The following is an 11,755-nucleotide window of genomic DNA, read 5'->3' on the forward strand; positions in this document are numbered from 1 at the left end:
GGCACCGCCACGCCTCACGCGTTAGGGGAATGGGTTTGTCGGGATGCGCCAGGGTCACTGGCATCCGGGATTCCTGTTTCGCGCCGAACGGCGTACCGTTTTCCCACATCCAGCATATCGGTTGCGCTATCGGTCATGTCCATGAAGGCTCTCCGTGCACCGCTGCTATCGCTTGCCTTCCTGCTCGCGGGCTGCCAGTCCGTGCTGATGTCGCCCTCCGGCGACCTGGCCGTGCAGCAGCGCAACCTGATCCTGACCTCGACGGTGCTGATGCTGCTCATCATCGTCCCGGTGATCGTGTTGACGCTGTGGTTCGCCTGGCATTTCCGCGCCTCCAACCCGAAGGCCCACTACGATCCCGAATGGGACCACTCCACCATCCTCGAACTGCTGATCTGGTCCGCGCCGCTGCTCATCATCATCGCACTCGGCGCGATCACCTGGGTCAGCACCCACAAGCTCGATCCCTACCGGCCGCTCGACCGGCTCGCCGCCGGCCGCCCGCTGCCCACCGATGCCCGCCCGCTGGTCGTCGACGTGGTGGCGCTCGACTGGAAGTGGCTGTTCATATACCCCGAGCAAGGCATGGCCGCCGTGAACGAGGTGGCCGCGCCGGTCGACCGGCCCATCCAGTTCAAGATTACGGCCAGCACGGTGATGAACTCGTTCTTCGTCCCCGCGCTGGCGGGGCAGATCTATGCCATGCCCAACATGGAGACCACGCTGCAGGCGGTGGTCAACCGGCCCGGCGAATACCAGGGCTTCTCCGCCAACTACAGCGGCAACGGCTTCTCCGGCATGCATTTCACCTTCCACGGCATGAGCGAGGAGGATTTCGCCCGATGGGTGGCGCAGGCCAAGGCCAACGGCGGCGACCTCAGCCGTGACGCCTACGTGAAGCTGGCCCAGCCCAGCGAGAACGTGCCGCCGGCGTTCTACGCCACGGTGGCGCCGGGGCTGTACCAGGCAATCCTCACCCATTGCGTGCAGCCGGACGATCCCTCGTGCCTGAGCCGCATGCAGGCGCCGCTGCCCGGCGGCGAGGCCGGCATGCCGTCCCATCCGAACTCTTCCGACTGACCCTTGCGACAGGCGGTGTCCATCATGCTTGCCCAAACCGATCTCTCCAGGTTGATCTTCGGCCGCCTCACCCTGGACGCGCTGCCACTGCACGTGCCGATCGTGCTGTGGACCTTCGTGGTGGTGGCGATCGGCGCCCTCGCGCTGCTGGGCACGATCACCTACTTCAAGTTGTGGGGCTACCTGTGGCGCGAGTGGTTCACCAGCATCGACCACAAGAGGATCGGCATCATGTACATGATCCTGGGCTTCGTGATGCTGCTGCGCGGCTTCGCCGACGCCATCATGATGCGCGCCCAGCAGGCGGTCTCCTTCGGCGATAACCTGGGCTACCTGCCGCCGGAGCACTACGACCAGATCTTCACCGCGCACGGCGTCATCATGATCTTCTTCGTCGCCATGCCGATGGTGACCGGCATGATGAACTTCGTGATGCCGCTGCAGATCGGCGCGCGCGACGTGGCCTTCCCTTTCCTCAACAACTTCAGCTTCTGGATGACGGTGGCCGGCGCCATGCTGGTGATGTCCTCGCTGTTCGTCGGCGAGTTCGCCCGTACCGGCTGGCTGGCCTATCCGCCGCTGTCGGACATCGTCTCCAGCCCCGACGCGGGCGTGGACTACTACATCTGGGCGCTGCAGATCGCCGGCGTGGGCACCCTGCTGTCGGGCATCAACCTGCTGGTGACCATCGTGAAGATGCGCGCGCCGGGCATGACGATGATGAAGATGCCGGTGTTCACCTGGACCGCGCTGTGCACCAACGTACTGATCGTGGCGGCCTTCCCGGTGCTCACCGCGGTATTGGCGCTGCTGGCGCTGGACCGCTACGCGGGCACCAACTTCTTCACCACCGAGCTCGGCGGCAACGCCATGATGTACGTGAACCTGATCTGGATCTGGGGCCACCCGGAGGTCTACATCCTGGTGCTGCCGGCGTTCGGCATCTTCTCGGAGGTGACCGCCACCTTCAGCCGCAAGCCGCTGTTCGGCTACACCTCGATGGTCTACGCCACGGTGGTGATCACCGTGCTTTCCTACCTGGTGTGGCTGCACCACTTCTTCACCATGGGCTCGGGCGCCAGCGTCAACTCGTTCTTCGGCATCACCACCATGATCATCTCGATCCCCACCGGCGCGAAGATCTTCAACTGGCTGTTCACCATGTATCGCGGCCGCGTGGCCTTCGAGGTGCCGATGATGTGGACGGTGGCCTTCATGGTCACCTTCGTGATCGGCGGCATGACCGGCGTGCTGCTGGCGGTGCCACCGGCGGACTTCTCGCTGCACAACAGCCTGTTCCTGGTGGCGCACTTCCACAACGTCATCATCGGCGGCGTGCTGTTCGGGCTGTTCGCCGGCATCACCTACTGGTTTCCCAAGGCGTTCGGCTTCCGGCTCGATCCGTTCTGGGGCAAGTGCGCGTTCTGGTTCTGGGTGGTGGGCTTCTATTTCGCCTTCATGCCGCTGTACGTGCTGGGCCTGATGGGCGTGACGCGGCGGCTCAGCCATTTCGTCGATCCCTCGCTCAGGATCTGGTTCGAGCTGGCGGCGTTCGGCGCGCTGCTGATCCTGTGCGGCATCGGCTGCATGATCGTGCAGTTCGTGGTGAGCTTCCGCCGCCGCGAGGCCCTGCGCGACACCACCGGCGATCCATGGGACGGCCGCACGCTGGAATGGTCCACCTCCTCGCCGCCGCCCAAATACAACTTCGCCTTCACCCCGCGGGTACATGACCACGACGCGTGGTGGATGATGAAGCGGTACCGCTACCAGCGCCCGCTCGACGGCTTCGTGCCGATCCACATGCCGCTCAACACCGGCGCGGGCATCGTCATGGCGGGCCTGAGCTTCGTGTTCGGCTTCGCCATGGTCTGGTACATGTGGCTGCTGGCCATCGTCTCCTTCGCCGCGCTCCTGGTGGTGGCCATCGCTCATACCTTCGACTACCACCGCGACTACTACCTGTCGGCGGACGAAGTGCGCCGCGTCGAAGCAACCCGCACGGAGCTACTGGCCCGCCATGTCTGAGCTATCCACCACGCTCCCCGCCAGCGGCGCGCCGGCGCAGCCGCTGGCCTTCCACGACACCGCCGAGAGCCATCCGCCCAACGGCACCCTGCTGGGTTTCTGGGTGTACCTGATGAGCGACTGCCTGGTCTTCGCCTGCCTGTTCGCCGCCTACGGCGTGCTGGGCCGCGAGTATGCCGGCGGCCCCACCGGCGCGCAGGTGCTGGAACTGCCGGCGGTGGCGGTGAACACGGCGCTGCTGCTGCTGTCCTCGATCACCTACGGCTTCGCGGTGCTTCAGATGCAGCGCGACCGGCAGCGCCCCATGATGCTGTGGCTCGCCGTCACCGGCCTGCTGGGCGCGGGCTTCATCACGCTGGAGCTGCGCGAGTTCGCGCACCTCATCGCGATCGGCGCGGGGCCGCAGCGCAGCGCGTTCCTGTCCTCGTTCTTCACCCTGGTGGGCACGCACGGGCTGCACGTGAGCTGCGGCATCCTGTGGCTGATCGTGCTGATGACGCAGGTGGCGAGGAAGGGCCTGATTCCCGCCAACAAGCGGCGGCTGATGTGCCTGTCGATGTTCTGGCACTTCCTCGACGTGGTGTGGGTGGGCGTGTTCAGCTTCGTCTATCTGATGGGGGTGCTGCCATGAGCGCGCACGACGACACGCCGGCCGCCCATGGCGACGGCCACGGGCACGACGAGCTGGGCATCCACGCCACCTTCGGCGGCTACATGACCGGTTTCGTGCTGGCGGTGGTGCTCACCGTGATCCCGTTCTGGCTGGTGATGGGCCACGTGTTCGACACATCAAGCACCGCCGCGGTGGTGATCCTCGGGCTGGCCGCGGTGCAGATCGTGGTGCACATGATCTACTTCCTGCACATGAACGCGAAATCCGAGGGCGGCTGGAACATGCTCGCGCTGGTGTTTACCATCGTGCTGGTCGTCATCACGCTGAGCGGATCGATCTGGATCATGTACCACCTCAACCACAACATGATGCCCATGATCAATCCAGCCAACCTGCCGTGACGGCGCCGGCAAGCCAGCCATCGCGTCCCACCTTCGCGAGTCATCCATGCGTTCCATCGAAGAAGCGAGCCGCCGGCCGCGCGGTCCCGTCGCCCTGACCCTGCTCGCCCTGCTGGGGCTGTTCCTGTTCGCCGGCTTCGTCGCCCTGGGCACCTGGCAGGTGTATCGCCTGGCCTGGAAGCGCGAGCTGATCGCGCGGGTGGAGCAGCGGGTGCATGCCGCGCCGGTCGAGGCGCCGGGCCCGTCGCAGTGGGACGCCGTCACCGCGGCGTCGGCCGAGTACCGCCACGTGCGCCTGCGCGGCCGCTTCCTGCACGATCGCCAGACCCTGGTATGGACGGCCACCGACCTGGGCAGTGGCCGCTGGGTGATGACGCCGCTGCAGCTGGCGGATGGCTCGGTGGTGCTGGTCAATCGCGGCTTCGCGCCCGAGGACTGGTGCGGCATCAAGGGCTCGTGCGCGCCGGGCCCGGCCGGCGAGGTGACGCTGACCGGCCTGCTGCGGCTGAGCGAGCCGCCTGGCTTCCTGCGCCGCAACGACCCCCCGCGCGACAGCTGGTACACGCGCGACGTGGCGGCCATCGCCCGCGCGCGCGGCCTGGACCGCGTCGCCCCGTATTTCGTGGATGAGGATGCCGCGCCGGGCACGCTGGATGCCGGCAAGCCCGCCTGGCCGCAGGGCGGGCTGACCGTGATCGCCTTTCCCAACAACCACCTCAGCTACCTGGTGACCTGGTACCTGCTGGCGCTGATGGTGCTGGCAGCCGGACTCTACGTGGCGCGCGACGAGTACCGCCTGCACCACCCGCGCTGAAGCCAGCATGCGTCCCTGGCTACAGGAACGACTTGCCCTGCTTGAGCACGGTGTCGCAGACCTTGGTGGTGAGCTTGGACTTCACGTCGCTGGAACCGCCGCCGAGGCTGTTGAGGTCCATGGTCTGGCCGTTGCTGCCCTGCAGGATGCCCTTGGCGCCGTTGAGATAGCCTGGGTCGCTGCTGGGGTTGCCCGAGCCGCTGGATGACTTGTGCTTGTTGCCGGTCAGCTCGCCCAGCATGTCGCCGGCACCGGAAGAGCCGCGCCCGCTGCCGTCCGACGAGGAGCCGCCGCCCATCTTGCCCAGCAGTTGGTCCTTGATGCCCGCCGCGCCCGAGTTGCCGCCCAGGTAATTGTTCTTCACGCAGTATTCGAGCAGGCCGGCCACATTGCCCATGCTGCCGGATGTCATCGAGCCGCCGCCGGGAATCATGCTGCCGAGCTTGCCCAGGTCCTGGGCGCCGCCCGCGTTGCAGGCAAGGCTCGCCGCGATGGCCATGCAGGCCGTGGTGATGCCGCCGATGCGTTTGTTCATGTGCCTCCCTCCGTCAGGTTCACGCATTCAACACCCGGCTTTGTCATGGCCGCGTCAGCGCATGGCCGCATGGATCGTTTCCGGTTCAGGCGCGCTCCGCCGGGCGCGGCCGGTACCATGGGCGCAAACCCCCTGACCAAGGAAGCCTTGCAATGAAGCCTCATGTGGTCCTCATGGCGGCGGCGACGCTGCTGGCCGGCTGCAACAGTACCGGCAACCTGCGCAACACCAAGCCCACCGCCGTCTACGAAGGCAGGGGCAGTGTCGCCGACATCGCCTCCTGCGTGTCCGGCGCCTGGTCGGCCAAGCCGGTGCACCTGGAGTCGGACGTGCTCTACACCGGCACCACCATCGAGATCCACTCGACCGCGGATGGCCCGACGATGGCGCTGGTCGACATCAAGCCGGTGAGCGACCGCACTGTGGCCACCTACTACTCGGCCTTCAATGAGGACGACTCCTGGTATTTCGAGCAGGTGGAGCGCTGCGTGGACAGCACGCCGCCGCCAGCCGACGGCTAGCCCTGTGTCTGGGATCAGGAGGAGTTGGAGGGAGGAATGGTGGCACGTCGAGGTTAAGCCCTCAGTCCATCGACGCACCGCGGGGTAGCCGCTATGTGTAGCTGAAGGAGAACCGGCAGGGCGTCGAAACGCCCGCCGCGTCCCACGGGGACTTCCTTCGGTCGTAGGCGGCAACCTGGCGGAGACGCGACAACCGGAGACCGGCGCTACTGGATCCCGGCCCTTGCCCCCTTTTGTGGGGTTCGCCGGGATGACGAGCGGGTCGGACCGGGGCGGAAGGAGGTCGCGCACAGGGTGCGCTCCTACAGGGGGACGCCAATCGGGTAGGAGTCACCGCTGACGGCTCGTTCACGCCGGGGCCGTGATAGTGGAACAGCGGCGCGGGCCGCGCGCACCGTGATCGCCTGGATCGTCACCGTCCAGGACCAGGAGCCTTGTCGATGGCCACGATGAAGAGACGCCAGCAAGGCTGGATGGCGGTGCTGCTGTTCGCCGCGATCGCCATGGGCGGCTTCGGCAGCAATGCCGCCGAGCGGGTCAGCCTCGGCGAGAGCAGCCGTTCGGCCACGTTCTCGGAAAGGCTCGGCGACGGCCATGAATACGTACTGCATGCCCGTCGTGGCGAAGTGCTGACCGTCAGTGTCGACGGCCCCGCCGGGATCTACTTCAACGTGTTGCCACCGAATGGCGAGGATACCCTGGCCAATTCCTCCGTCACTGGCGACAACCGCTGGTCAGACACCGTGCGCCACGACGGCGACTACACGGTGCGCGTCTACCAGGCGCGCGCGGCCACGCATCGCGGCCGCGATCCCGCCTTCACCATCACGCTGGCGCTGCGCTAGCGCAGCGCCGCCGCCTCGCGCGCCAGCTGTTCGATGCCGGCCCAGTCGCCGCCACGCAGCTTGTCGGCCGGGGTAAGCCAGGAGCCGCCCACGCAGACCACGTTGGGCAGGGCCAGGAATTCCGGCGCGCTGGCCAGGCTGATGCCGCCGGTGGGGCAGAACATCACCTGCGGCAGCGGGCTGGCCCAGGCGCCGAGCAGCCTGGCGCCGCCGGCCGGCACCGCCGGGAAGAACTTCAGGAAGCGGTAGCCGCGTTCCAGCAGTGCCATCACCTCGCTGGCGGTGGCCGAGCCGGGCAGCAGCGGCAGCTCGCTGTCGTCCGCCGCGTCCAGCAGGCCCGGCGACACGCCGGGCGACACCGCGAAGCGCGCGCCGGCCTTGTGCGCGGCGCGCAGGTCCTTGGCGCCGAGCACGGTGCCCGCGCCCACCACCGCGCCTTCCACTTCCTCGGCAATGGCCTTGATCGCGTCGAGCGCGGCGGGCGTGCGCAGGGTGACCTCGATGGCGGGGATGCCGCCGGCCACCAGCGCGCGCGCCATCGGCACCGCGGCGCGCGCGTCCTCGATGATCACCACCGGCACCACCGGCGCCAGGCGCAGGGTGGATTCGACCTGTTGCTGCTTCTGTTCGATGCTCATGGCGTTGCGTGATTCCGAAGGTGAATGAGGCGATGCGTCAAAACACGCCCGCGCCGAGGTCGGCGCTGGTGGCGTTGCGGCGGAACAGGCCGAACAGCTCGCGGCCCATGCCGTACTGGTGCGCGGAAAGGTCGGCCGTGGCCGGCACGCGGGCGCTGAATTCGGCCGCGTCGACCAGCACGTCCAGCCGGCCCTGCTGCGTGTCCAGGCGCACGATGTCGCCGTCGCGGATGCGCGCGATCGGGCCGTTGTCCTGTGCCTCGGGCGTGACGTGGATGGCCGCCGGCACGCGACCGGAGGCGCCGGACATGCGCCCGTCGGTGAGCAGGGCGATGCGGTGGCCGCGGTCCTGCAGCACCGACAGGGTCGGGGTGAGCTTGTGCAGCTCCGGCATGCCGATCGCCTGCGGGCCCTGGAAGCGCACCACGGCGACGAAATCGCGGTTCAGCTCGCCGCGCTCGAACGCCTTGCGCACCTCGTCCTGGTCGTGGAACACCACGGCCGGCGCCTCGATCACCAGGCGGTCCTCCGGCACCGAGGACACCTTGATCACCGCGCGGCCGAGGTTGCCATCCAGCATGCGCAGGCCGCCGTCGGCGCGGAACGGCTCGGCCACGCCGCGCAGCACGCCACGGTTGCCGCTTTCCTTGGCCACCGGCTTCCACGCGAGCTGGCCGTGGCCGTCGAGCTGCGGCACCTGCGCATAGCCGTCCAGGCCGGTGCCGAACACGGTGCGCGCGTCGCCGTGCAACAGGCCCTGGCTGAGCAGCTGGTCGATCAGGAAGCTCATGCCGCCCGCCTCGTGGAACTGGTTCACGTCGGCATAGCCGTTGGGATACACGCGCGCCAGCAGCGGTACCACCGGGGACAGCGCGTCGAAGTCGTCCCAGCGCAGCTCGATGCCGGCGGCGCGGGCGATCGCCACCAGGTGCAGCAAGTGGTTGGTGGAGCCGCCCGTCGCATGCAGGCCGACCACGCCGTTGACGATGGCGCGCTCGTCCACGATGTGCCCCAGCGGCAGGTGCGCAGAGCCCGGCGCGCTCAATTCGGCCACGCGCAGCACGGCCTCGCGGGTCAGTGCGTCGCGCAGCGGGGTGTCGGGCGCGACGAAGCTGGCGCCCGGCAGGTGCAGGCCCATGATCTCCATCAGCATCTGGTTGGAGTTGGCGGTGCCGTAGAAGGTGCAGGTGCCCGGCGCATGGTAGGCGGCGGCCTCGGCCTCCAGCAGCTCGGCCTTGGTCGCCTTGCCTTCGGCATAGGCCTGGCGCACCTTGGACTTCTGCTCGTTGCTGATGCCGCTGGGCATCGGGCCGCTGGGCACGAAGATGCCGGGCAGGTGGCCGAAGCTGAGCGCGCCGATCAGCAGGCCCGGCACGATCTTGTCGCAGATCCCCAGGTACAGCGCGCCGTCGAACATGTCGTGCGACAGCGCCACCGCCGTGGCCATGGCGATCAGGTCGCGCGAGAACAGCGAGAGCTCCATGCCGGCGCGGCCCTGGGTGACGCCGTCGCACATGGCGGGCACGCCGCCGGCCATCTGCGCGGTGATGCCGGCCTCGCGCGCCACGCGGCGGATCAGCTCGGGATAGCGCTCGTACGGCTGGTGCGCCGACAGCATGTCGTTGTAGGCGTTGACGATGCCGAGGTTGGGCGTATGGCCCTCGCGCAGGCGCTCCTTGTCGGTGGCGCCGCAGGCGGCGAAGCCGTGCGCGAGGTTGCCGCAGGCCAGCCGTTCGCGATGCACGCCATTGCCCTGCGCGGCGGCGTCGATGCGGCGCAGGTAGTCGGCGCGCGATTCGCGGCTGCGCTCGCGCAGGCGCTCGGTGACTTCGGCGATGACGGGGTGAAGCATACTCATGGTTTGACTCCGGGAAGATCGTGCGGCGCGCCTGGCGGCGCGCTCATCGGTTCGGTCGCGGCTGCCGGCGCCTCACGGGCACCAGTACACGGCCACGGGCACGCGCGGCTGGGTCAGCACGGCGCGCACGGGGAAATCCGCGGCTTCGCCCAGGCCCAGGCGCGCGTCGGCGAGCAGCTGGCGCTTGGCCTCGCCTTCGATATGCAGGTACAGCGCGCGCGTCTGCAGCAGGGCGGACAGCGTGAAGGTGATGCGCGGCTCGCCGGCGCCGGCCGCGCGCATCGGCAGCACGCGCACGTCGCTGTCGGCGTCCAGCGCCTCCGGCAGGCGGTCGCCGCCGGGGAAGAACGAGGCGGTATGGCCGTCGTTGCCCATGCCCAGCACCACCGCGTCGAACGGCAGCGCCAGCGCGGCCATGCGCGTGCGCACCGTGGCCAGTCCGGCCTCCGGCGTGGGCGCGTCGGTGTACAGCGGCACGAACTGCGCGGCGGTGGCGGCATGCTGCAGCAGCAGCGCCTTGACCATGCCGGCGTTGGAGCGCTCGTGCGTCTCGGGCACCCAGCGCTCGTCGACCAGGGTCACCTGCACCTTCGCCCAGTCCAGCGCCTCGCGCGAGAGCCGTTCGAAGAAATGGCGCGGCGTGCTGCCGCCGGATACGGCGAGCAGGGCGCCGCCGCGTTCGGCGATGCCCTCGCGCAGGCGCTCGGCCACGCGCTCGGCCAGGGCGGCGGCCAGCGCATGGCAGTCGGTGAAGCTGTGGGTGGTGACGTTCAGTATCTCGGACATGGCAGGCAGGCGGCTGGGCGGCGCGGGAAACGCACGCGCGGCGGGTCGAGCGGGAAGGCCGGCGAGTCTAGGCGATCCGCCGCGATGCACAGGTGAAGCGCGCGTGCATCGCGGCGGCGGGCAGGCGGCCGCGGTTTATTCACTGTCCTCGTTCCAGGTGCGGCCGTCGCGCTCGATCAGCGCCACCGCCGCGCTCGGACCCCAGGTGCCGGCCGTGTACGGGCGCGGCGCCTCGCCGCTCTCCGCCCACGCGGCGAGGATGGGATCGGCCCAGCGCCAGGCCGCCTCCACTTCGTCGCGGCGCATGAACAGGGTGGGATTGCCGCGCACCACGTCCAGCAGCAGACGCTCGTAGGCGTCGGGCTGCTGCACGCCGAAGGCCTCGGCGAAGCTCATGTCCAGCGGCACGTGGCGCAGGCGCAGGCCGCCCGGGCCCGGATGCTTGATGGTGAGCCACAGCTTGATGTCCTCGTCCGGCTGCAGGCGCAATACCAGGCGGTTCTGCGCCAGCACGCCCGCGGAAGGATCGAAGATGGAATGCGGCACCGCCTTGAACACCACCGCGATCTCGGACACGCGCTCGGGCAGGCGCTTGCCGGTGCGCAGGTAGAACGGCACGCCGGCCCAGCGCCAGTTGGCGATCTCGGCCTTCAGCGCCACGAAGGTCTCGGTGTGGGACTTGTGGTCCTTCAGCTCGTCCAGGTAGCCGGGCACGCTCTGGCCTTCGGCCGCGCCGGCGCGGTACTGGCCGCGCACGGTGAACTGCGCCGCGTTGCTCTCGTTGATCGGCTTGAGCGAGCGCAGCACCTTGAGCTTCTCGTCGCGCACCGCGTCGGGCTGCAGCGAGGAGGGCGGCTCCATCGCCACCATGCACAGCAGCTGCAGGATATGGTTCTGCACCATGTCGCGCAGGGCGCCGGCATGGTCGTAGTAGCCCGCGCGCTGGCCCACGCCCAGCGTCTCGGCCACGGTGATCTGCACGTGGTCGATGTGCTCGGCGTTCCACAGCGGCTCGAACAGCGCGTTGCCGAAGCGCAGCGCCAGCAGGTTCTGCACCGTCTCCTTGCCGAGGTAGTGGTCGATGCGGAAGGTCTGCGATTCCTCGAAGAAGCGGCCGACGTCGTCGTTGATCTGGTTGGCGCTGGCCAGGTCGTGGCCGATGGGCTTTTCCAGCACCACGCGCGAGGGCCCCTTGTTGAGGTCGTACTTGCCCAGACGGTTGCAGATGTCGACGAACAGGTCCGGCGAGGTGGACAGGTAGAACACGCGGATGCGCTCGGCGTCCTTGCCCATCAGCTCGGCGAAATCGTCCCAGCCATCGTCCTTGCGCGCATCGAGCGAGCGGTAGCCGACCAGCTTGAGGAAGTCCTCGACCTTCTTGCCGTTGCCGTCCTTCACCAGCGTCTTGCGCAGGTTGTCGCGGTAGCTCTCGTCGTCCAGGCCCTCGCGGGCGATGCCGATGATGCGGCTGACGTCGGGGATCTGCCCGTCCACGTAGCGGTGGTACAGCGCGGGCAGCAGCTTGCGTACGGCGAGGTCGCCGGTTCCGCCGAAGATCACCAGGTCGAAGGGGTCGACCGGCAGGGGGGAAGCAGTCACTTCAGTCACCTCGAGGCGATGCGGGGAGCGATACGTG

General features: G+C 68.5%; 12 protein-coding genes. 7 read left to right on the plus strand and 5 right to left on the minus strand.

The annotated features are described in order from the left end of the window. The first annotated feature begins 141 nt into the window (after positions 1–141). From cyoA to MJ605_RS06700, 5 genes are read left to right on the plus strand one after another with little or no spacing between them, the layout of a single operon-like run. Positions 142–1,080 carry a ubiquinol oxidase subunit II gene (gene cyoA / locus MJ605_RS06680; protein ID WP_243040474.1) on the plus strand — a complete coding sequence of 313 codons (939 nt, stop codon included), beginning with the start codon at positions 142–144 and terminating at the stop codon, positions 1,078–1,080. A 24-nt stretch (positions 1,081–1,104) separates the two neighbouring features. Next, positions 1,105–3,108: a cytochrome o ubiquinol oxidase subunit I gene (gene cyoB / locus MJ605_RS06685; protein WP_279237452.1), complete on the plus strand. Its 2,004-nt coding sequence runs from the start codon at positions 1,105–1,107 to the stop codon at positions 3,106–3,108. Then, on the plus strand, positions 3,101–3,739 hold the full coding sequence (gene cyoC, locus MJ605_RS06690) for a cytochrome o ubiquinol oxidase subunit III (protein WP_243040475.1): 639 nt from the start codon (positions 3,101–3,103) through the stop codon (positions 3,737–3,739). The genes cyoB and cyoC overlap by 8 nt, the downstream gene beginning before the upstream one ends. Continuing rightward, the gene (gene cyoD, locus MJ605_RS06695; protein WP_279237453.1) at positions 3,736–4,122 is read left to right on the plus strand and encodes a cytochrome o ubiquinol oxidase subunit IV; all 387 of its coding nucleotides are present in this window, start codon (positions 3,736–3,738) and stop codon (positions 4,120–4,122) included. Before cyoC ends, cyoD begins: the two co-directional genes overlap by 4 nt. A 46-nt stretch (positions 4,123–4,168) precedes the next feature. Beyond that, positions 4,169–4,936 carry an SURF1 family protein gene (locus tag MJ605_RS06700; RefSeq protein WP_243040476.1) on the plus strand — a complete coding sequence of 256 codons (768 nt, stop codon included), beginning with the start codon at positions 4,169–4,171 and terminating at the stop codon, positions 4,934–4,936. Between the two features lie 19 nt (positions 4,937–4,955). On the opposite strand, the gene MJ605_RS06705 is transcribed toward MJ605_RS06700, so the two are convergent. Next, positions 4,956–5,471, minus strand: coding sequence for a DUF2501 domain-containing protein (locus MJ605_RS06705; RefSeq protein ID WP_243040477.1), 516 nt, complete (start codon positions 5,469–5,471; stop codon positions 4,956–4,958). Positions 5,472–5,623: 152 nt separating this feature from the next. Between MJ605_RS06705 and MJ605_RS06710 the strand changes: the two genes are divergently transcribed. Together MJ605_RS06710 and MJ605_RS06715 are read left to right on the plus strand one after the other, a co-directional pair. Then, positions 5,624–5,992, plus strand: coding sequence for a hypothetical protein (locus MJ605_RS06710; protein WP_243040478.1), 369 nt, complete (start codon positions 5,624–5,626; stop codon positions 5,990–5,992). Between the two features lie 440 nt (positions 5,993–6,432). After that, complete coding sequence (locus MJ605_RS06715) at positions 6,433–6,837, plus strand: hypothetical protein (RefSeq protein ID WP_243040479.1); 405 nt, start codon at positions 6,433–6,435, stop codon at positions 6,835–6,837. On the opposite strand, the gene eda is transcribed toward MJ605_RS06715, so the two are convergent. The 4 genes from eda to zwf form a co-directional block, all read right to left on the minus strand. Next, positions 6,834–7,475, minus strand: coding sequence for a bifunctional 4-hydroxy-2-oxoglutarate aldolase/2-dehydro-3-deoxy-phosphogluconate aldolase (gene eda / locus MJ605_RS06720; RefSeq protein ID WP_243040480.1), 642 nt, complete (start codon positions 7,473–7,475; stop codon positions 6,834–6,836). The two genes, MJ605_RS06715 and eda, sit on opposite strands and share 4 nt — an antisense overlap. A 37-nt stretch (positions 7,476–7,512) precedes the next feature. Beyond that, positions 7,513–9,333 carry a phosphogluconate dehydratase gene (gene edd, locus MJ605_RS06725; protein ID WP_243040481.1) on the minus strand — a complete coding sequence of 607 codons (1,821 nt, stop codon included), beginning with the start codon at positions 9,331–9,333 and terminating at the stop codon, positions 7,513–7,515. Between the two features lie 72 nt (positions 9,334–9,405). Next, positions 9,406–10,119 (minus strand): 6-phosphogluconolactonase, encoded by a 714-nt coding sequence (pgl, locus tag MJ605_RS06730; RefSeq protein WP_243040482.1) that lies wholly within the window; start codon positions 10,117–10,119, stop codon positions 9,406–9,408. Positions 10,120–10,254: 135 nt separating this feature from the next. Next, positions 10,255–11,718 (minus strand): glucose-6-phosphate dehydrogenase, encoded by a 1,464-nt coding sequence (gene zwf / locus MJ605_RS06735; RefSeq protein ID WP_243040483.1) that lies wholly within the window; start codon positions 11,716–11,718, stop codon positions 10,255–10,257. Between the last annotated feature and the right edge of the window lie 37 nt (positions 11,719–11,755).

The sequence above is a fragment of the Dyella sedimenti genome (assembly GCF_022760995.1).
In the GTDB taxonomy this organism is placed as follows: Bacteria; Pseudomonadota; Gammaproteobacteria; order Xanthomonadales; family Rhodanobacteraceae; genus Dyella; species Dyella sedimenti.

Coding starts and splice junctions, on each gene's coding strand:
- cyoA (WP_243040474.1), top strand. CDS start 142: ATGAAGGCTCTCCGTGCACCGCTGCTATCGCTTGCCTTCCTGCTCGCG.
- cyoB (WP_279237452.1), top strand. CDS start 1,105: ATGCTTGCCCAAACCGATCTCTCCAGGTTGATCTTCGGCCGCCTCACC.
- cyoC (WP_243040475.1), top strand. CDS start 3,101: ATGTCTGAGCTATCCACCACGCTCCCCGCCAGCGGCGCGCCGGCGCAG.
- cyoD (WP_279237453.1), top strand. CDS start 3,736: ATGAGCGCGCACGACGACACGCCGGCCGCCCATGGCGACGGCCACGGG.
- MJ605_RS06700 (WP_243040476.1), top strand. CDS start 4,169: ATGCGTTCCATCGAAGAAGCGAGCCGCCGGCCGCGCGGTCCCGTCGCC.
- MJ605_RS06705 (WP_243040477.1), bottom strand. CDS start 5,471: ATGAACAAACGCATCGGCGGCATCACCACGGCCTGCATGGCCATCGCG.
- MJ605_RS06710 (WP_243040478.1), top strand. CDS start 5,624: ATGAAGCCTCATGTGGTCCTCATGGCGGCGGCGACGCTGCTGGCCGGC.
- MJ605_RS06715 (WP_243040479.1), top strand. CDS start 6,433: ATGGCCACGATGAAGAGACGCCAGCAAGGCTGGATGGCGGTGCTGCTG.
- eda (WP_243040480.1), bottom strand. CDS start 7,475: ATGAGCATCGAACAGAAGCAGCAACAGGTCGAATCCACCCTGCGCCTG.
- edd (WP_243040481.1), bottom strand. CDS start 9,333: ATGAGTATGCTTCACCCCGTCATCGCCGAAGTCACCGAGCGCCTGCGC.
- pgl (WP_243040482.1), bottom strand. CDS start 10,119: ATGTCCGAGATACTGAACGTCACCACCCACAGCTTCACCGACTGCCAT.